This is a genomic window from Cellulosimicrobium sp. AB352, from assembly GCF_049538415.1.
Lineage (GTDB): Bacteria > Actinomycetota > Actinomycetes > Actinomycetales > Cellulomonadaceae > Cellulosimicrobium > Cellulosimicrobium funkei.
In genome coordinates this window covers 88,135-107,235 of sequence record NZ_JBMVFX010000016.1, presented here as the reverse complement: position 1 = coordinate 107,235, position 19,101 = coordinate 88,135, and the positions used below count along the sequence as shown (strand labels likewise).

Sequence of the window (19,101 nt, the reverse complement as noted above, 5' to 3'; positions counted from 1 at the left end):
TCTCGTTCACCGTGCGTCCCGGGACCGTGACCGGCTTCCTGGGCCCCAACGGCGCGGGCAAGTCCACGACCATGCGCATGATCATGGGCCTGGACCGCCCCACCGCCGGGACCGTCACCGTCAACGGGCGCCCCTACGCCCAGCACCGCTCACCGCTGACCGAGGTCGGCGCGCTGCTGGACGCCAAGGCCGTGCACACCGGCCGCTCGGCCTACAACCACCTGCTCGCGATGGCCGCCACCCACGGCATCCCGACCAAGCGCGTGGACGAGGTCATCGAGATGACCGGCCTGCAGCCGGTCGCCAAGAAGCGCGTGGGCGGCTTCTCCCTCGGCATGGGCCAGCGCCTGGGCATCGCGTCCGCGCTGCTGGGCGACCCCAAGACCCTCATCCTGGACGAGCCCGTCAACGGCCTGGACCCCGAGGGCGTGCTGTGGGTGCGCAACCTCGCGCGCCACCTCGCCTCCGAGGGCCGCACCGTCTTCCTGTCGAGCCACCTCATGAGCGAGGTCGCCCTCACCGCCGACCACATCATCGTCATCGGCAAGGGCCGCATCCTGGCCGACGCCGCCGTCGAGGACATCGTCGACGGCGGCACCCGGCGCGGCGTCCGGGTCCGCACCCCGCACGCCACGCGGCTGGCCGAGCTGTTGACGCAGGACGGCGCGACGGTCACCTCGGACGAGCCCGGCCTGCTCCAGGTGGAGGGTGCCGAGGCGCCGGGGATCGGAGAGCTCGCCGCGGCGTCGGGCGTCGTGCTCCACGAGCTCACGCCGGAGACGTCCACGCTCGAGGAGGCGTACATGCGGCTCACCGCCGACGCGGTCGAGTACCGCACCGAGCCCGCGGCCGCCGCGGCCGACCCCGACGACACGGTTCGTCCCACCGCTCTCGAAGGAGCCCGACGATGACCACGGCCACGTTCTCCGCCCCGGCTCCCGCGACGACCCTCCGCACGACGGCCCGCCTCTCGTTCGGCCGCGTGCTGCGGTCGGAGTGGGTCAAGTTCCGCTCCGTGCGCTCCACCTGGTGGACGATGGGCTCGACCGTGGTCGTCATGATGCTGTTCGGCGTCGTCATGGCCGCGTCCCTGAACTTCGCCGCCACCCGGCCCGAGGAGGCGGGCGCGCTCGGCAGCGTCTCGACGGTGCAGACGCTCGTGCTCGGCTACATCTTCGCGCAGCTCGCGCTCGCGGTGCTGGGTGCGCTGAGCATGACCACCGAGTACTCCACGGGCATGATCCGGTCGACCTTCAGTGCCGTCCCCGCACGGCTCCCGGCGTTCTGGGCCAAGGTCGTCGTCGTGGCGGCGGCGTCGCTCGTCGTGGCGGTCGTCGGGCTGGCGGCGTCCTACCTGGTGACCGCGCCCCTGCTGGCGGGCAACGACCTCGTGCCCGACCTCGGCGACCGGGTCGTGCAGCGGGTGCTGCTCGCGTGCGCGGGCTACCTCACGTGCGTCGCGGTCCTGGCCGTCGCGGTCGGGGCGATCCTGCGGCACCCGGCGGGCACCATCTTCACGCTCGCCACGCTGCTCTTCGTGGTGCCGATGATCACGGAGTTCGTGCCCCACGACGGGGTCCAGGACGTCGTCCGGTTCCTGCCCATGAACCTCGGCACCGCCATGATGGCCGTCACCGCGGCGGACGCCGGCCGGGTCGAGGTCCTGACGCCCGGTGCCGCGGCCCTCGCCCTGGGGGTCTGGACCGTGGTGCCGCTCGCCGTGGCGGCCCTGCTCCTGCGACGTCGCGACGTCTGACCGGCGTCGCGTCCGCCCGGCGTCGCGTCCGCCCGGCGTCGCGTCCGCCCGGCGTCGGCCGGGGTCAGTCGCGGTCGTTCGGCATGAGGGCCCACAGGATCAGGTACGCGATGACCTGGGGGCCGGGGAGCAGGATCGAGACCGCGGCGACGATGCGGACGACGGTCGGGTCCCAGCCGAACCGGCGGGCGATCCCGGCGCACACGCCGGCGATCATCCGGCCGTGGCGCGGGCGGGACAGCGTCGGGCGGTACGCGGCGGTGGAGGCGTCTGAGGTGCTCATGCCTCGACGGTACGAGCGACCCGGGCGCCCCGGTATCCGGAGGTCCCCCGACCCGACCCTGATCCTCAGGGCGGCGACCCCGAGGGTCGGGGCTCAGCGGGCGAGGGCGGCCTGGAACGCCGCGAGCGCCCGCGGCGTCGCGAGGGCGAACGTCACGGCCGCGACGCCCGGCCCGGGGCGCGACCCGTCCGGGTCCTGGGCCGCCGTCGGGCGGGCGCGCTCGTCGAAGAGGTCGGGTGCGGACCAGCCGCGGACGGCGTCCCCCGCCACGCGGGCGACCTCCTCGACGTCCCAGCCGTACGCGCCCGCGCTGATCGCGGGGAAGGCGACGGTCGCGGCGCCGAGCTCGTCCGCGACGTCGAGCGAGCGGGCGAAGCACGACGCGAGGAGCGCGGGGTCCGTCTCGCCGCGGTAGCGGTTCGGCCCGACGGTGTGCACGACCCAGCGGGCGGGGAGGTCGTAGGCGTCGGTGGCGACGGCGTCGCCCACGGGCAGGCCGTCGGGGAGGGTCGTGCGCCGGAGCCGACGGCACTCCTCCAGGAGCCGCGGCCCGGCCGCGGCGTGGATCGCGCCGTCCACCCCGCCGCCGCCCAGCAGCGACGAGTTCGCGGCGTTGACGATCGCGTCGACGTCGAGCGTCGTGATGTCGGCGAGGCGTGCGTCGAGGTCCATCGCTCCATCGTGCCCGGGGACGGGGTTGCTCGCCGTCGACCACGGGGTCCGTGGCGTTCTGGCCGCCTCCCCGACGGCGACCTCGTGCTCGGCGACCCCGGTCAGTCGCGCGAGACCACGACGCTCGAGCTGTGCCCGCCGAACCCGAACGCGTCGACGAGCGCGTGCCGGGCCGACGTCGTGGCCGCCTCCCGCACGACGTCGAGGTCGATCGCGGGATCGAGCGTGTCGACGTTGAGCGTGGGCGGCACGCGGCCGTCGCGCAGGGCGAGGAGCGCGACGAGGACGCCCAGCGCGCCCGACGCGCCGAGGAGGTGGCCCGTCGCGCCCTTCGTGCTCGTGACGGGCGGCGGCATCCCGAGGGCGGCGCGCAGCGCGTCCGCCTCGTTGACGTCCCCGACGGGGGTCGCCGTCGCGTGCGCGTGGACGAGCCCGACGTCCTCGGGGGCGAGGCCCGCCGAGCGCAGCGCCATCGTGATCGTGCGGGCCTGGTTCTCGGGGTCGCCGCCGACGATGTCGAACGCGTCCGACGTCAGGGCCGCACCCGAGACGACGCCGTGCACGACCGCCCCGCGGGCCCGGGCGTGGTCCTCGCGCTCGAGCACGAGGAGCGTCGAGCCCTCGCCCATGACGAACCCGTCCCGGTCCACGTCGAAGGGCCGGGACGCGCGCTCCGGCTCGTCGTTGCGGGTCGACATCGCGCGGGCCGCGGCGAAGGCCGCGAGCGAGAACGGCTGGACGCCCGCCTCGACGCCCCCGCACACGACGACGTCCGCCGAGCCGGCGAGGATCATCTCGCGGCCCATCGTGATCGCCTCCGAGCCCGCCGCGCACGCGCTGATCGGGGCGCGCGCTCCGGCCTTGGCGCCGAGGTCGATCGACAACCACGCGGCCGGGCCGTTGGCCATGAGCATGGTCACGGTGTGCGGGGAAACGCGGCGGTGGCCCTGCTCGTGCAGGACGCGCGACTGGTCGAGCGTCGTCGCGATCCCGCCGTTCGCGGAGCCGACGACGACGGCGAGACGCGTCGGGTCGACGTCGGGCGACCCGGCGGACGCCCACGCCTCCCGGCCCGCGACGAGCGTGAGCTGCTCCGCCCGGTCGGTGCGGCGCCGCTCCCGGACGGAGAGCGCCTCGGCGAAGGCGTCGTCGACGCGCGCGGCGATGCGCACGGGCAGCTCGGCCGCCCAGTCGTCGTCGATCGCCCGCACGCCCGGCTCCCCGCGCAGCAGCGCCTCCCACGTGTCGGGGGCGGTGCGCCCGACCGGGGTCACCGCCCCGTACCCGCTGACGACGACTCGTGTCATGGTGTGCCCCTTGCAGCCGAGCCGCCGAGAACGGCGACGGGTGTGGTCGATGGGTCTTATTCCAAGTCATCGCGGCGGCCTTTGTCGCCCTCGCAGGTGTGACGGTGCGCACGCCCGCATCCCGGCAGGAGCGGCGGACGACTGCCGCGAGCGCCCGCCGGCCGCGTACGGTCGGCACAGCGGCCGCCGTCGGGGAGGCCGCTGGACGAGGGCGGGGGAGCCGCGGTGCACCGTGCGGGGACGCGAGGGCCTGCTGCCCGACGGCGCGCCCACCGGGCCGTGGTGGCGGTCGCCGTGGGCGTCGTCGTGCTCGGGACCGGGTCGTGCACCGCCCCCGCGTCCCCGGCGCCCGCGGCCTCTGCCCGGGCGGAGACACCCGCCCTGCCGCCCACGGACGGCGTGCTCGACTACCAGCTCGGCGCCGCGTACGACGAGGTCGACGCGGGGGACGGGCCCGTGCGGCCGGACGTCGTCGTGCGGGACGCGACCGCCGCACCGCTGCCGGGCGTGTACTCGGTCTGCTACGTCAACGGCTTCCAGACCCAGCCGGGAGAGACCGACCGGTGGCTCGACGGCCACGAGGACCTGCTCCTGCACGACGCCGACGGGACGCTCGTCGTCGACCCCGACTGGCCGGACGAGCACGTCCTCGACCCCTCCACGCCCGAGCAGCGCGACGGCATCCTCGCGATCCTCGGGCCCGTCGTCACGGGCTGCGCCGACGCCGGCTTCGACGCCGTCGAGCTCGACAACCTCGACACCTGGACGCGGTTCGACGCCGTCGACGAGGACGGCGCCCACGCCCTCGCCCGCGCGTACGTCGACCTCGCGCACGACGCCGGGCTCGCCGTCGCGCAGAAGAACGCGGCGGAGATCGCGTCCGTCGCGCACGACGACCTCGGCTTCGACCTCGCCGTCACCGAGGAGTGCGCGGTCTTCGACGAGTGCGCTGCGTACACCGACGTCTACGGCGACCACGTGCTCCAGGTCGAGTACCCCGACGCGCTCGCCGACGCCGGCCTGACCTTCGACGACGTCTGCGCCCGCGACGACCGCGCCCCGCTCACCGTCCTGCGCGACCGCGATCTCGTCGGCCCGGACGAGCCGGGCTACGTCTACGCGTCGTGCTGACCGCGGTGTCGACGAGTGTCGGCCGGCAGCGTCGGCTGCAGGCGGCCGACGAGCCGTGGCGGTCGCCCCGGCACTCTGGTGCACTGTCCGGTGTGAGCGCACAGACCCCGACCGGGGCGGCTCTCCGGGCACTCGTCCCGGAGCTGATGGCCGGCTACGACGACATCGTGTGGCAGTTCGACGACGACGTGTCCGACGCCCTCTGCGTCGTGATGAGGCTGGTCAGAGCGCCTGAGCGTGTCGCGCGCGTGCTCGTCCACCGCGGCGAGGAGGTCTTCGCGCTGCAGCTCGATTCCCACTTCGGGGTGACGTTCGAGTACGAGCAGGACGAGAAGCCGGATGAGCTTCGTGATCGGCTGGCCACCGCGGTCGCCGCGGTCCGCGGACCCAGCCGCCTCGTCCTGACCTTTGCCGGCTCGACGCAGACACGGAGCCAGCTCGTGCTCGCCCCCGACTCGCCCGACGAGCGCAGCGACGGCATCTGGATGGAGCGGCAGACCGCCGAGATTCTCTGGCGCGTGCGACGGCGCCGACTTCGGCGAGAGGTACGCGACTTCCCCAGGCTCTAGCCTGCCCCTCCGTCTGCTCGTCGAGGCCGTGCCGGCGATCGAGCCGTCACCAGCCGTCGGGCGTGAGGAGCGTGCGGATGCGCTTCTCGCTCACCGGGCCGTCGGTGCCGCGCTGCTGCGCGAACAGCGACACGCGCAGCTCAGGCACTGCTCAGCCCTTCACGTCGTACGCAGGGACTCGATGTCGACGTCACGCGGTGCCATGGCTGCGGTGGTCACGGCCACGCCGACCACGGCGGCGACGGTGAGAGCCGCAAGGACGGCGATCGACGCCCAGTCCGGTTCCCGGACGAGACCGCCCGCGTACTGCCAGGCCAGGCCGCCGAGGACCCCGCAGAGCAGGGCGAGCGACGCTCCTGTCCCGAGGGTCGTCAGCGACTCCCAGCGGTGAGCCGCTCGCAGGGTGGATGCGTCGACACCTGCGGCCAGCAGACTCATGTCGGGGCGGCGTCGCGTCGTCGCACGATCCGCCAACGCGACAGCGAGGGCGAGCACCGTCATCACCGTCCCCAGGAGGAGGCCGAGCCGGACGAACCCGTTGATCATCGCGATGTTGCGTCCACTGTCAGGGTCGAGTCCTGTCGCGGTGGGCTGACTGTATGGGGCCGTCCGGTAGATGCTGGCGAGCGTCGCGGCGACGTCGGCCGACGGAACAGCCGTCACGAGCTGGACGTTCGTCGCGTATGCGGTCCCACCGGCCTCGGTGACGACGGGGCCACGAGCCACGGCATCGAGGACGGCAGCCGGATCGATGGTGACGAGCAGATCGACACCTGACTCGGCGAGGAGACCGGCGACGTTCTCGGGGAGCACTCCGCGATGCGGGAGGTTCTCCGCGAGCGACGCGATCGCCGGGACGTCGTCGACCCGGACGGACGACGGGTCCTCGTCGATCGACGAGGTCAGCACCGCGCCGTCGACGCAGCCGGGAACCGACGCCCCACCGACGGCGCGGAGGAAGGCGTCCACGCGATCGCACGGCGCGATGGCGGCCAGGCGCATCTCCGGCGACGCGGGATCGCTCGCCGCCAACCCGATCGCCGCGGTGGGCAGCTCGTCGAGCAGCGTGGCCGCTCCGCCGTCCGGAAGCTCGGAGACGTCGACGGCGACCGGGACGACCGCGGCGGTGGGGACGCTCACGGCACGGGCGTCCCGTGTCTGACCGATGGTCACGCCTGCGGCCATGACGAGGAGCGCGAGCGCGACGACCAGACGTGCGCCGTCACGTGGGTCGAAGGCGGCTCGCGCTCCGCCGAGCCGTGCCGAGACCGTCTTCCCGTGGACCGCGAGGACACGGCCCGACCAACGGATGACGGAGGGCATCGCGACGGCGAGCCCGGCCGCCGTCACGACGACGGCCGTGGACATGAGGAGGTCGAGGCGCACGGGCGTCACCCCGGGGGGGCGAAGCGCCCCCGTGACGACCTGAGCGGAGAGAGACGTCAGGCCGCACGCGAGAGGAACCAGTCTCCACGCGGAGACGGTGCGCGCGGGGTCCGCCTGCCGGATCTCCGCCCGTGTTCCCGTCCCGGTCTCGATCCGTCGACCGATGACGACCGCCAGCGTGAGAAGCAGGACCCCGGGGAGGATCGCCGTCGCCGCCGTGAGCTCTGTGTCGGAGGCGAACCAGGTCGTGCCCAGCAGCCCGGACCGAGCGACGACCCGGTTGACGACGGGAAAGACTGCGACTCCACCGAGCCACCCGATGAACGAGAGCGTCGTCACCTCGAGCATGTTGACGCTACGGATCGTCGAGGTCGACGCACCGAGGAACTGGAGGACTGCGAGCCGCCGTGCTCGGGTCGCCGCGGAGAGCCTGGTCGCAACCCCGAGGAACGCCGCGACCGGTAGTCCCACGAGAACCGCGAGGACGGTGACGAGCGCGGCGACCTGTCCAGGAGGGATGTCCGGGGTGTCTCGGTCGTGCGCGCCCGCGCCCGTCGCCCCCGGCGCGACGACACCCTCACCACCACGAGGTTGCTCTGACGCCGGCACCCCCCGGTAGATGACGAGCTCGTCCGGGCTGCGGAGCCCGGCGTCCCCGACGGTCCCGGCGACCCTCCCCGGGGCCAAGGCCCGGAACGCCGCGGTCCAACGTAGCTCTTCCGCAGCCGGGGACAGGATGACCTCGCCGGAGGCGGGCCATCGGCCGAGGCCCGGGGGCAACGGGAGCTCGCCGTCGAGCGGATCGACGTCCACGCGAAGCAGCATCCGCTCCCCGTAGGCGATGCGTGACACCGTCACGCGAGCCTGGGAGTGCGCGTCGTCGACCGCCGACGTGAAGGAGCGTTCCCACGTGCGGTCCGCCTGCGCCGAGACGACGGTCGCGGCAGCGATGCAGAGGAGTGTGCCGACCATGGCCATGCACACGCCGCCGACGACGAGCGCTCGCGACCACCACCGGCGGTGCCCGCTCGATCGGAGAAGACGAAGCCCGAGGAGCGTCGCGCTACGACGGTTCATGCGACCGGGTGCGGGCGTGCGCCGTGTAGCGCCCCGATCTCGGCCATGTCGACGACCCGGTCCGCCAGGGCCGCGACGGCCGCGTCGTGCGTGGCGAGGACGACCGCAGCGCCGCGGCTCCGTGCCGCGTCGAGCAAGAGCTCCAGGACGCGCCCTCCGGTCGCTGCATCGAGGGCCCCGGTGGGTTCGTCGGCGAGCACGACCGAGGGTTCATGGATCAGCGCTCGGGCAACGGCAGCCCTCTGGGCCTGCCCGCCCGAGACCTGAGCCGGGTACCGCTGGGCGAGCTGGGATATGCCCAGCTCGCCCAGCAGATCACGCGCCGTGCGTGTCGCGACTCGCCGCGGTGACCCGAGCAGCTCGAGCGGGAGCGAGGCGTTCTCCAGGAGCGTGAGCTCGGCGATGAGCTCCGAGAACTGAAAGACCATTCCCACGTGCCGCCTGCGGATCGCGCTCCGCTCCTCCGTGGTCATTCCCGTGATGACGTGCCCGGTCACGGCCACCGCCCCGGAGGACGGGACGAGGATTCCGGACAGGCAGTGCAGGAGCGTCGTCTTGCCGGTGCCGCTCGTGCCCGTCAACGCGACGGCCTCACGGCCGACGGTCAGATCGACGTGGTCGAGAATCGGCTGCTCGAGGGGAAAGGCGAAAGAGATCGCGCGCGCCTCGACGGCGACCGTGCGCTCGGTCACCGGGTGTAGGTCTTCTCCGCCGAGCAGTTGTCCGGGAGGAGCGTGCCGCGGTCTCGGCACACCTTGGCGCGCGCCTTCGTCACGTACAGCTGAGGAGCCGCCCAGATGTACTGGTTCAAGTACTTGTCGGCGTCGACCGGTGCGTAGTAGGTGTTGTACCCGTAGCCCTCGATGCGCACCTGCTGCTTGCCCGCGTGCCCGTCGTTGAGCGTGTCGTTCAGGGTTCCCCAAAAGTGGAAGGCCCCCTGCCTGACGGACTGCGGCTCGAACACGTACGAGCCGTTCATCGACACACCAGTGGTGCTGTGAGTAAATGCGGCGGCATGGGCAGACCCTGCGCCGATGAGGCCGAGCGCTACTGCCAATCCTGCGCCGGCCAACCGTGAACGAAGTCCCTTCATCTTTCCCCCTGGCGAGATGCGCCCCACATTGGGCGATTCGATCGGGACGCTAACGAACCTCGTCCGTGGCGTCAAGGACGAGGCGCGTCGTGGATCGCGTTCGCGCCGCGCGTCACCAGCCGTCGGGCGTGAGGAGCTTGCGGATGCGCTTCTCGCTCACCGGGCCGTCGGTGCCGAGCTGCTGCGCGAACAGCGACACGCGCAGCTCCTCGATCAGCCACCGCACCTCGGCCAGGTCGGCGGCCCGGGCCGGGTCGGCCGGGCCCTGCACGTACGCGGCACGGGCGCGCTGGTAGGCGTCCTCGACGTCGTGCACGCGCCACGCGAGCTCGGCGTCGCGGTTCGGGTTCGACTGCGCCTTCTCCAGCCGGTACGACGCCGCCCGCAGGTAGCGCGTCAGGTGCGGCAGGCGTCGGGGCGGGGTCTGCGAGACGAAGCCGTCGTGGATGAGGCCCGCCGCCTGGTCGCGCAGGTCGGTGAGCGTGTTGAGCAGCGCGAGGCTGTTCGACGCGCGGATCTCCGCGTCGAGGTTCCGCGACGCGGTGAGCGCGGCGACCACGTGCCCGACCACCTGGTGCACGTGCTCCTCCAGGTGCGCGCGGACGAACGTGCGCGCGGCCGCGTAGGCCTCGGCGTCGCGGACCGTCGCCGCGTCGGGCTGCCCGCTGCCGCCGCTCGTCAGCGCGATCACCGCGGCGAGCTGCAGGTCCGCGACGAGCGCGTCCGTGTTCCGGTACGGGCTGGCCGCCAACGTGAGCGACTGCGTGCCGTTCCACCGGCTCGTGATGCGCCCGGTCTGCAGCGCCGTCTCGGTCAGCAGCAGCCGCCGCACACCCCGCGCGTGCTCCCGCGCCTGCGCGGTCGCGTCGGCCAGCACGCGCAGCGCGACGACCGGCTTCCCCTTCGCGTCCTGCTCCTCGACGACCGCCGGGTACCCGCGCACCACGACCCCACCCCCGAGGTCGGTCGACACCGTCGCGGGCAGCCGCCCGTCGGTGAGGTCGTCGGGCCAGGTGGTCAGGTCGGTGCGCTCGCTCACCAGGCTCGTGGTCGAGCCCGCGGGCGGTGTGCCGTCGGTGCTCGGGCCGGCCGCGCCGTGACTTGGTGCGGTCGGCCGTCCATGTCCGCGCGCGGCCTCGACGCCCGTCGCGCCCGACGACGCGCCGCCCGCTCGTCCTACACCTCGCCCGGGTGAGCCGGACGCGGAGGCGGGGGAGGGGGCGTCGGATGCGAAGGGCGTGGCGGGCCTGGCGGGAGCGCCGTGAGGAACGAGCGGCGCGGATGGTAGCCCGAGCGCCGACGCCCCCTCCGCCGCCGGACCCGACCCCGGGACCCACGCACCCGACCCCGAGACCGACGCACCCGACCCGGGAACCGATCCCGAAGCGGCCTCACGAAGAGCAGCACCCACCGCTCCCTTGACCGCCGCGCGGACCGCGGCCTGGTTCTGCGCGGCGAGACGGCGCTGGAGCGCAAGAAGGTCCTTCGACTCGTCGAGCACGACGGAGCCGCGCCCGCGGGTGTCCTCGACCCGGAACGTCATGCGTAGGTGCGCGGGCAGGCGCGCCTCCTGCTCGGGGCCCCACGCGTCGTCGGGGATGACGACGTCGCGCAGCGCCCGGACGGCGCGCGTGAACGCGACGTGGAACGGCTCGGCCATGTCGCCCGCGCGGGCCATGTCCTCCCAGGCGGGCGTGTGCTCGCGGAGCCAGGCGACGACGTCGCGCGCGACGTCCGGTGCCGGCACGAGCTGGACGCGGACCGGCTTGGGCAGCGAGCGGATCGTCGCCGTGGCGAGCTCGTCGAGCAGGCCCGGCACCATCCAGTCGAAGCCGTCGGGGACGACGCGGTTGAGCACGGAGATCGGGACGTGCACGGTCACGCCGTCGGCCTCGGTCCCGGGCTGGAACTGGTACGTGAGCGGGAGCGTCAGCTCGCCCTGCGGCCAGGTCTCGGGGAACTGCGACGTGTCGACCTGCTCGGCGTCGGGCACGAGCTGTTCGAGCGTGAAGGTGAGCAGGTCGGGGTCGCGGCGCTGCGCCGTCTTCCACCAGCGGTCGAAGTGCGCGGCGGACACGACGTCGTCGGGCACGCGCTCGTCGTAGAAGTCGAACAGCACGTCGTCGTCGACGACGAGCCCGCGCTGGCGCGAGCGCGCCTCGAGCTCCTCCGCCTCGGCCAGGAGCTTGCGGTTGTCGTGGAAGAACCGGTGGTGGGTCGTCCACTCGCCCTGCACGAGCGCGTGCCGCACGAACATCTCGCGCGCGGCCTCGGGGTCGACCTTCGCGTAGAGGACCTTGCGGTCCGCGACGATCGGCACGCCGTACAGCAGCACCTTCTCGGTCGCGATCGCCGCGCCGCGCTTGGTCGACCAGTGCGGCTCGGAGTACGTGCGCCGCGCGAGGTTGCCCGCGAGGCCCTCGGCCCACTCGGGCTGGATCCGGGCGACGTCGCGCGCCCACAGCCGCGACGTCTCGACGAGCTCGCCCGCCATGATCCAGGCCGGCGGCTTCTTGCTCAGCGGCGAGCCGGGGAAGATCGCGAACCGCGCGCCGCGCGCGCCGGTGTACTCGTTGCGGGCCTGCTTCTGCGCGCGCCGCAGCGCCTTGGCGCGGGCCTCGCCCTTGAGGTGCGCGACCGACGACGCCTTCACCTCGCCCGTGTCCTGCATCCCGATCTGCGACAGCAGGCCGGACAGGAGCGCCTTGTGGATCGTGTCCCCGTCCCAGGCGCGCTTGTAGGCCTGGGTGTCGGGGGTTGCGTCGGGGGCGGTGGTCGGGTCCGCGGCGGCTGCCCCCGAGGTGCTCGGGCTACCATCCGCGCCGCTCGTTCCTCGCGTCGCTCCCGCCAGGCCCGCCACGCCCTTCGCATCCTCGGGCGCAGCCGCCGCTCGTCCTGGACCTCGCCGCGCGTCGTCACCGGCCGCGCCGCGTGCGCGCGGCTTGTACGACATGTCGATGCCGAGGGGCTTGGCCATCTCGCGGAGCTGGGCGACGACGTCCTGCCACTCGCGGATGCGCAGGAAGTTGAGGTACTCGGTCTTGCACAGGCGGCGGAAGGCCGAGGACGAGAGCTCGTGCTGCTGCTCGCGGACGTACTCCCAGACGTTGAGGTAGGTGAGGAAGTCGGAGTGCGGGTCGGTGAAGCGCGCGTGCGCCTGGTCGGCCTGGGCGCGGACCTCGGCGGGGCGCTCGCGCGGGTCCTGGATCGACATGACGGCGGCGATGATCGCGACCTCGCGCGCGACGCCGAGCCTCGAGCCCTCCCAGATCATGCGGGCGAGGCGCGGGTCCATGGGGAGCTGGGCGAGGACGCGCCCGACCTCGGTGAGGCGCGTGACGCCGTCGGACGTGGCGAGGGCGCCGAGCTCGGTGAGGAGCTGGACGCCGTCGCGCACGGCGCGCGTGTCCGGGGGCTCGACGAACGGGAAGCGCGCGACCTCGTCCGGGGTCTCGACGACGCCGACGGAGATCATCTGGAGCAGCACCGACGCGAGGGAGGTGCGCAGGATCTCCGGCTCGGTGAACTCGGGCCGGGAGAGGAAGTCGTCCTCGGAGTAGAGGCGCACCGCGATGCCGTCGGCGACGCGGCCGGAGCGGCCGGAGCGCTGGTTCGCGCTCGCCTGCGAGACGGGCTCGATGGGCAGGCGCTGGACCTTCGTCGCCTTGGAGTAGCGCGAGATGCGGGCCGTGCCAGGGTCGACGACGTAGTGGATCCCGGGCACGGTGAGCGACGTCTCGGCGACGTTCGTCGCGAGCACGATGCGTCGCGAGGAGTGCGCCTGGAACACGCGGTGCTGCTCGGCCGACGACAGCCGCGCGTACAGCGGCAGGATCTCGACGCGCTGCGGGTGCTTCGGGTCGGTGACGCGGTCCTTGAGGTGGCCGGTGAGCGCGTCGGCGGCGTCGTGGATCTCGCGCTCGCCCGAGAGGAACACGAGGATGTCGCCCGGTCCCTCGCGCATGAGCTCGTCGCACGCGTCGACGATGCCGGTCACGAGGTCCTTCTCCTCGGCGCCCGCGCGGCCCTTCGCCTTCGTGCCGCTGCCAGTGGAGGCGCCGAGGTCGACGTCGGGGGACAGCGGCCGGTACCGGATCTCGACCGGGTAGGTGCGGCCGGACACCTCGACGACGGGCGCGGCGTCGGGCAGGGCGTCGACCACGTACTCCGGCGCGCCGCCGAGCTGGGCGAGGTGCGCGGGGGAGAAGTGCTGCGCGAAGCGCTCGGAGTCGATCGTCGCCGACGTGATGATCAGCTTGAGGTCGGGGCGGCGCGGCAGGAGCCGCGCGAGGTAGCCGAGCAGGAAGTCGATGTTGAGGGACCGCTCGTGCGCCTCGTCGACGATGATCGTGTCGTAGGCGAGCAGCTCCGGGTCGCGCTGGATCTGCGCGAGCAGGATGCCGTCCGTCATGACCTTGACGAGAGTGTCCTCGCTGGAGGTGTCGGTGAACCGCACCTGGTACCCGACGACGCCGCCCAGCTCCGTGCCGAGCTCCTCCGCGATGCGCTCGGCGACCGTGCGCGCGGCGATGCGGCGGGGCTGGGTGTGCCCGACCTGACCCGAGCGGCCTCGGCCGAGCTCGAGCGCGATCTTGGGGAGCTGCGTCGTCTTCCCGGAGCCCGTCTCGCCCGCCACGATGACGACCTGGTGGTCGCGGATCGCGGCGGCGATGTCCGCGCGTCGGGCGCTGACCGGAAGCTGCTCGGGGTACGTGATGGGCGGGACCGTCACGTTAGCGCGCGCCTGCGCGGCCCGGTCGAGCTGCGCGCGGCTCACCTGCCGCGGGCCCGACGTCGTCCGCTCGCCCCGCCCGCGACGCGTCGGCTCCGTGGTCGTCGAGGTGCCCGACGTCGTCCGCTCGCCTCGCCCGCGCCCGCGGCGGTTCCCGCGGCGTCGGCGACCCTCGCGCGGGGTGCCCTCGGCGGCGCCGTCCCGCTGGGGAGGGCGCGCGTCAGGTTGGTTCGCTGCGGGCTCGGTACTCACGACGGTCCATTCTCTCAACCTCTCGCAACTTCATTGCTCTCGAGGAGGGGCCGACCCTGGCGCATCGTGCTGTCATTTTGCTAGCGTCGTACGTGGGAGGTGGTCCAGGTGGCGACGCTGACGATCCGAGGGCTCGACGACGACGTGCGCGAACGGCTGCGGGCGCGGGCGGCGGAGCACGGGCGGTCCATGGAGGCGGAGGTGCGCGAGATCCTCACCTCCGCGGTGACAGCCCCCAGCGGGCTGGAACAGGGGCTGGGCACCTTCATCCACAGGTCGTTCGCCGACGCCGGTCTGGCGGTCGAGCTCGACCTCCCCGCGCGCTCGGAGCACGGCCGGGTCGTCGACCTCTCCGACGAACCGGGCACGCCGTACCGGGAGACCGCGGACACGTGATCGTCCTCGACACGAACGTGGTGTCCGAGGTGATCCGCCCGGTGCCCGAGGCGCGCGTGCTCCGCTGGCTCGACGCGCAGGCTCCGCAGGCGCTGTCGATCACGGCGGTCACCGTCGGCGAGATCGTCCACGGGGTGGCGCGGCTGCCCGAAGGGCGGCGCCGCGACCGCCTCGCCGCGCTCGTCGAGGAGCACGTCACCACGACCTTCGCGGGCCGGGTGCTCCCGTACGACGCCGACGCCGCGCGCGTCGGGGGCACGCTCCTCGCGCTCCGCGAGCGAGCGGGGCGGCCGATGAGCCTGGCCGACGCGCAGATCGCTGCGATCTGCCGCGTGCACGACGCGACGCTCGCGACGCGCAACGTCCGCGACTTCGCCGCTACCCGGGTGGACGTCGTCGACCCGTGGGACCCCGGCACGACCTGACTGACGCGGGAGCCCGCGACCGGTTCGGGTCACGGCGGGGTCGCGCGGGCGTAGCGGGTCGCCAGGGTGCGCACGTGGTCGACGAGGGCCGGCGGCTCCGTCACGTGGAAGTCCAGGCCGAGCATCCCGACCCACACCGCGACGACCTCGACGCTGTCGCCGCCGGTGACGAGGACGCAGCGGTCGTCGGCGAGCGGCTCGACCGTGCCGACCGTCGGGTTGATGCGTCGCAGGACCTCGTCGGCGGGCGCGTCGACGACGATCCGGGCGTGCACGGCCCAGCCGGCGCGCGCGACCTCGCGCACGACGAGGTCGGTCAGGTCGCCGGGGAAGTCCACCGGCGCGAACCGCCGCCCGCCCGGCACGCGCAGCACGAGCCAGTCGACGCGGTAGGGAGCCCACGCGCCCGTCACCGGGTCGCGGGCCACGAGGAACCAGCGGCGCTGCCATGCGACGAGGCGGTAGGGCTCGAGCTCGAGCGGCTCGTCGCGGTAGAAGCAGCGCAGGCCCTGGTGGTCACGCACGGCGTCGGCCAGGGCGGTCAGGGTGTCCGGGTCGACGACCGGGTCCTCGACGTTCGAGTCCGTGTTCGCGGGGCCGGCGGCGCTCGCGGACCGGAGCGCGGCGAGACGACGGCGCAGGCGGTCCGGCATGACCTGCTCCAGCTTGGCGAGCGCGAACGCCCCGGACTCCTCGAAGCCCGCCGTGCCGGTCGCGGCCCGCAGCCCGACGGCGACCGCGACGGCCTCGGCGTCGTCGAGCAGGAGCGGGGGCAGCCGCGCTCCGGCGCCGAGCCGGTACCGGCCGCCCGGGCCGCGCACCGCGTCGACGGGGTAGCCGAGCTCGCGCAGGCGGGCGACGTCGTTGCGGACCGTGCGGTCGCTGACGTCGAGGCGCTCGGCGAGCTCGGCGCCCGACCAGTCGGGGCGCGACTGGAGCAGGCCGAGCAGCATGAGCATGCGGGCCGAGGTGGAGGCCACGGGTCCCTCCTGGGGTCGACGGACGACGCGGGAGAACTCCTCAGAGCGCCGCCAGAATAACGGAAGGAAGCGTTCCTGAACCCTTCCTAGAGTCGGGAGCAGAGCAGGGCACGAGGCCCCGCCCGACCGAGGAGACCACCATGACCGCGTCGCACCTCTCCCCGTCCCTCGAGCACCACCCGTTCTCCGTCGCCGTCCCGCAGGCCGACCTCGACGACCTCCGGTCGCGCCTCGAACGGACCCGGTTCGCGCCCGCCGCCCCCGGGGACTCCTGGGACTACGGGACGCCCGAGTCCTACCTGCGCGACATGGTCGGGCGCTGGACGGCGTTCGACTGGAGGGCCGTCGAGGACCGGGCCAACACGTACCCGGGCTTCCGCACCGAGATCGACGGCCAGCCGATCCACTACCTCCACGTGCGCTCCCGGCACGACGCCGCGACGCCCCTGCTGCTCGCGCACACCTACCCGGGCTCGTTCCTCGACTTCCTCGACATGATCGACCCGCTCGTCGACCCCGTCGCGCACGGCGGCCGCCCCGAGGATGCGTTCCACCTCGTCATCCCCTCCATGCCGGGCTTCGGGTTCTCCACCCCGGTGGTCGGGGACACGGACTGGACGATGGCGCGCGTCGCCCGCGCCTACGACGTCCTCATGCGCGACCTCGGGTACGACTCCTACGGGATCCACGGCAGCGACGGCGGCGCGATGGTCGGCCGCGAGCTCGCGGTCCTCGACCCCAAGGGTTTCCTCGGCGCCCACGTGCTCCAGCTCTTCTCCTTCCCGTCGGGCGCTCCCGGCGAGATGGACGGCTTCGGCGCGAAGGAGCTCGCCGCGCTCGGGCACCTCCAGTGGTTCCAGTCCGTGGGCGCCTACAACACGATGAACGCGTCGCGGCCGCAGACGATGGCCGCGGGCCTCGCCGACTCGCCCGTCGCCGTCCTCGCCTACCACGAGCTGTTCGAGAGCTTCGGTAACGGGACGAGCCTCGTGAGCGCCGACCAGGTGCTCGCCCAGGCGACGCTCTACTGGCTGACCAACTCCTACGCGACCGCCGCCCGCTACCACTACGCGGAGCAGCGCTCGGGCGCCGAGCCGGTCGTGAGCCGGGGCCGGATCGGCGTGGCCGTCTTCGCCGACGACTTCCAGACGATCCGCGCGTTCGCCGAGCGCGACAACGCCCGGATCGAGCACTGGTCCGAGCACCCGCGCGGTGGTCACTACGCGGCGCTCGAGGTCCCGCTCGACGTCGTCGCCGACCTCCGGGTCTTCTTCGCCTGACGCCCGCGACCGTCGAGAACGGGGTACCGCGCGCTCGACCACGACGTGGCCGTCGTCATCGGCCGGATGACGACGGCGTCGTCGTGCTCGGCGCAGAATGGGGCGGTGTTCTCCCGACCCGTGACCCGCCTCGACCTCGTCCCGCGCCGCGTCCGCGTGCACGCCGTCCGGGAGACGTCCGGCGCGCTGCGCCGCCTCACCTTCCGGGACGCCGCCCCGGGCGAGGCCTCGCTCGCGACGCTGCGCGTGCCCGGCCCCGACGACCACCTCAAGGTGTTCCTCCCGGACCCGGCCACCGGCGTCCTGCACGCCCCGACGCTGACCGACGACGGCGCCCTCCAGCGCCCGACGGGCGTCGTGTCGATCTCGCGCGAGCTGACCGTCCGGGCGACGCGGACCGTCGACGGGGTTCCCGAGGTCGACGTCGACTGGGTGCTCCACGGCGGCACCGACCCGGGTGCGCCGCCCACCGGCGAGGGCGGCCCGGCGTCGGCGTGGGCCGCGCGGGCGGCGGTGGGTGACGAGGTCGTCCTCGCCGGCCCGACGACGAGCCGCGCCGTGCCGGACGGCGTCGGGCGGCTCCTGCTCGTCGGGGACGAGACGGGCTTGTCTGCGCTCGCGCGCTGGGTCGAGGCGGTCGGGGCCGACGTGCCCGTGACCGCGATCGTGGAGATCGGCGACGACGTCGACGAGGCGTTCGTCGAGGACGAGCTCGGGCGCGCGACGACCGAGCTCCTCTACCGCACCGACGGGCCGGGACAGCTCGCCGAGGCCGTCCGCGCGCTCGGCCCGCTCGACGCCGACGAGTACGTGTTCGCCGCGGGCGAGGCGACCGACCTCGTCGCGGTCCGCCGGGCGCTGCGCCGCTCCGGCGCGCGGCCCGACCAGCTCGCCGTCCACGGCTACTGGCGTCGCGGCGTCGTCAACCTCGACCCCGAGGCTCCCCTGGACCCGACCGACCCGGACTGACCCCGCCTGACCGCTCGCCCGGGTCAGCCGCCGTGCAGGACGTCGACGGCGAGCCCGCGCCCGGCGACGGCGAGCCGCGAGTCGTTCGTCCACAGGGCGGAGCACTCGTGGACCTGCGCGGCGGCGAGGTGCAGCGCGTCGGGCGTCCGGAGCGACGAGGAGGCGCGCAGGCGTGCCGCCCGCTCGAAGGCCGTGGCATCGAGGGGAAGCTCGACGAACAGGTCGAGCACGCCCCGGTACCGGTCCTCGAGCTCCGGGTCCCCGGACCGCAGCGGTCCCACGAGGCACTCCAGCCGGACGAGCGGGCTGATCGCAAACTCCTCGTGCCCGTGCCGGGCCAGCAGCTCGCGCACGTGCGGGCCACGCTCGGTGTCCTCGACCAGGTAGATGACGAGGCACGTGTCGAGGTAGATCACTCCCAGCCCTCGCGCGCGGCCTCGATGTCGGCGTCGATCTGGCTCGCCGAGCGGGCGGTCCGTCGCGACGGCGGGTGGTCGTCGAGCCACTCGACGATCGCCGCCCCGGTCCCGTGCGCGAGGTCGGCCCGGACCGGCACGAGCCGCACGAGCGGGACACCACGGCGCGCGATGACCACGTCCTCGCCGGCCGCGGCACGGCTGACGAGCTGGGAGAGGTTGTTCTTGGCCTCGAGCACGTTGACCTGCATCGCCGCTCCTCGGGTGGGGTGTCCTGGCCAGGATACCTGGCCAGTATGCTCCGCGAAAGGCTCGCGGGGGTCGTGAGGCCCCCCACGGCCGTCTGCGGGCGGCGTAACGGGCTGCAAGCGGACCGA

General features: G+C 73.8%; 19 protein-coding genes. 8 read left to right on the top strand and 11 right to left on the bottom strand.

Annotated features, from left to right (window positions below; translation table 11 throughout):
* Both ACPCUX_RS12920 and ACPCUX_RS12915 read left to right on the top strand, forming a co-directional pair.
* The coding region (locus tag ACPCUX_RS12920; RefSeq protein WP_423388919.1) for an ATP-binding cassette domain-containing protein at positions 1–911 on the top strand (911 nt) is incomplete at its 5' end.
* The gene (locus ACPCUX_RS12915; RefSeq protein WP_423388918.1) at positions 908–1,756 is read left to right on the top strand and encodes an ABC transporter permease; all 849 of its coding nucleotides are present in this window, start codon (positions 908–910) and stop codon (positions 1,754–1,756) included. The genes ACPCUX_RS12920 and ACPCUX_RS12915, both read left to right, overlap by 4 nt.
* A gap of 64 nt (positions 1,757–1,820) precedes the next feature.
* Here the strand turns inward: ACPCUX_RS12915 and ACPCUX_RS12910 are convergent, their stop codons facing one another.
* The 3 genes from ACPCUX_RS12910 to ACPCUX_RS12900 form a co-directional block, all read right to left on the bottom strand.
* Positions 1,821–2,039, bottom strand: coding sequence for a PspC domain-containing protein (locus tag ACPCUX_RS12910; RefSeq protein WP_211932630.1), 219 nt, complete (start codon positions 2,037–2,039; stop codon positions 1,821–1,823).
* A gap of 93 nt (positions 2,040–2,132) precedes the next feature.
* Positions 2,133–2,711, bottom strand: a complete 579-nt coding sequence (locus ACPCUX_RS12905; RefSeq protein WP_423388917.1) for an O-acetyl-ADP-ribose deacetylase — start codon at positions 2,709–2,711, stop codon at positions 2,133–2,135.
* Positions 2,712–2,812: 101 nt separating this feature from the next.
* The gene (locus ACPCUX_RS12900) at positions 2,813–4,018 is read right to left on the bottom strand and encodes a beta-ketoacyl-[acyl-carrier-protein] synthase family protein (protein ID WP_423388916.1); all 1,206 of its coding nucleotides are present in this window, start codon (positions 4,016–4,018) and stop codon (positions 2,813–2,815) included.
* 282 nt (positions 4,019–4,300) lie between these two features.
* On the opposite strand from ACPCUX_RS12900, the gene ACPCUX_RS12895 reads away from it, so the two are divergent.
* Both ACPCUX_RS12895 and ACPCUX_RS12890 read left to right on the top strand, forming a co-directional pair.
* Positions 4,301–5,149 carry an endo alpha-1,4 polygalactosaminidase gene (locus ACPCUX_RS12895; protein ID WP_423388915.1) on the top strand — a complete coding sequence of 283 codons (849 nt, stop codon included), beginning with the start codon at positions 4,301–4,303 and terminating at the stop codon, positions 5,147–5,149.
* Between the two features lie 92 nt (positions 5,150–5,241).
* On the top strand, positions 5,242–5,718 hold the full coding sequence (locus ACPCUX_RS12890) for a hypothetical protein (protein WP_423388914.1): 477 nt from the start codon (positions 5,242–5,244) through the stop codon (positions 5,716–5,718).
* Between the two features lie 46 nt (positions 5,719–5,764).
* Here the strand turns inward: ACPCUX_RS12890 and ACPCUX_RS12885 are convergent, their stop codons facing one another.
* From ACPCUX_RS12885 to hrpA, 5 genes are all read right to left on the bottom strand, one after another.
* Positions 5,765–5,866, bottom strand: coding sequence for a DUF3418 domain-containing protein (locus ACPCUX_RS12885; protein ID WP_114553055.1), 102 nt, complete (start codon positions 5,864–5,866; stop codon positions 5,765–5,767).
* An 11-nt stretch (positions 5,867–5,877) separates the two neighbouring features.
* On the bottom strand, positions 5,878–6,903 hold the full coding sequence (locus ACPCUX_RS12880) for a hypothetical protein (protein WP_137280951.1): 1,026 nt from the start codon (positions 6,901–6,903) through the stop codon (positions 5,878–5,880).
* 1,274 nt (positions 6,904–8,177) lie between these two features.
* Positions 8,178–8,873: an ABC transporter ATP-binding protein gene (locus ACPCUX_RS12875; protein ID WP_423388913.1), complete on the bottom strand. Its 696-nt coding sequence runs from the start codon at positions 8,871–8,873 to the stop codon at positions 8,178–8,180.
* Positions 8,870–9,160 carry a hypothetical protein gene (locus ACPCUX_RS12870; RefSeq protein WP_051028239.1) on the bottom strand — a complete coding sequence of 97 codons (291 nt, stop codon included), beginning with the start codon at positions 9,158–9,160 and terminating at the stop codon, positions 8,870–8,872. The genes ACPCUX_RS12875 and ACPCUX_RS12870 overlap by 4 nt, the downstream gene beginning before the upstream one ends.
* Positions 9,161–9,386: 226 nt before the next feature.
* Positions 9,387–14,051, bottom strand: coding sequence for an ATP-dependent RNA helicase HrpA (gene hrpA / locus ACPCUX_RS12865; protein ID WP_423388912.1), 4,665 nt, complete (start codon positions 14,049–14,051; stop codon positions 9,387–9,389).
* 315 nt (positions 14,052–14,366) lie between these two features.
* Between hrpA and ACPCUX_RS12860 the strand changes: the two genes are divergently transcribed.
* Positions 14,367–14,654, top strand: coding sequence for a FitA-like ribbon-helix-helix domain-containing protein (locus ACPCUX_RS12860; RefSeq protein ID WP_423388911.1), 288 nt, complete (start codon positions 14,367–14,369; stop codon positions 14,652–14,654).
* A complete protein-coding gene (locus tag ACPCUX_RS12855) occupies positions 14,651–15,079 on the top strand; it encodes a type II toxin-antitoxin system VapC family toxin (protein ID WP_114553057.1) in 429 nt (142 codons plus the stop codon). Before ACPCUX_RS12860 ends, ACPCUX_RS12855 begins: the two co-directional genes overlap by 4 nt.
* Positions 15,080–15,108: 29 nt before the next feature.
* Here the strand turns inward: ACPCUX_RS12855 and ACPCUX_RS12850 are convergent, their stop codons facing one another.
* Complete coding sequence (locus tag ACPCUX_RS12850) at positions 15,109–16,059, bottom strand: helix-turn-helix transcriptional regulator (protein ID WP_423388910.1); 951 nt, start codon at positions 16,057–16,059, stop codon at positions 15,109–15,111.
* 140 nt (positions 16,060–16,199) lie between these two features.
* On the opposite strand from ACPCUX_RS12850, the gene ACPCUX_RS12845 reads away from it, so the two are divergent.
* Together ACPCUX_RS12845 and ACPCUX_RS12840 are read left to right on the top strand one after the other, a co-directional pair.
* Positions 16,200–17,339, top strand: coding sequence for an epoxide hydrolase family protein (locus ACPCUX_RS12845; RefSeq protein ID WP_423388909.1), 1,140 nt, complete (start codon positions 16,200–16,202; stop codon positions 17,337–17,339).
* A gap of 105 nt (positions 17,340–17,444) precedes the next feature.
* The gene (locus tag ACPCUX_RS12840) at positions 17,445–18,308 is read left to right on the top strand and encodes a siderophore-interacting protein (protein ID WP_423388908.1); all 864 of its coding nucleotides are present in this window, start codon (positions 17,445–17,447) and stop codon (positions 18,306–18,308) included.
* Between the two features lie 23 nt (positions 18,309–18,331).
* Here the strand turns inward: ACPCUX_RS12840 and ACPCUX_RS12835 are convergent, their stop codons facing one another.
* Both ACPCUX_RS12835 and ACPCUX_RS12830 read right to left on the bottom strand, forming a co-directional pair.
* Positions 18,332–18,724: a type II toxin-antitoxin system VapC family toxin gene (locus ACPCUX_RS12835; protein WP_423388907.1), complete on the bottom strand. Its 393-nt coding sequence runs from the start codon at positions 18,722–18,724 to the stop codon at positions 18,332–18,334.
* A complete protein-coding gene (locus ACPCUX_RS12830) occupies positions 18,721–18,975 on the bottom strand; it encodes a type II toxin-antitoxin system Phd/YefM family antitoxin (RefSeq protein ID WP_034651325.1) in 255 nt (84 codons plus the stop codon). The genes ACPCUX_RS12835 and ACPCUX_RS12830 overlap by 4 nt, the downstream gene beginning before the upstream one ends.
* Positions 18,976–19,101: the final 126 nt, after the last annotated feature.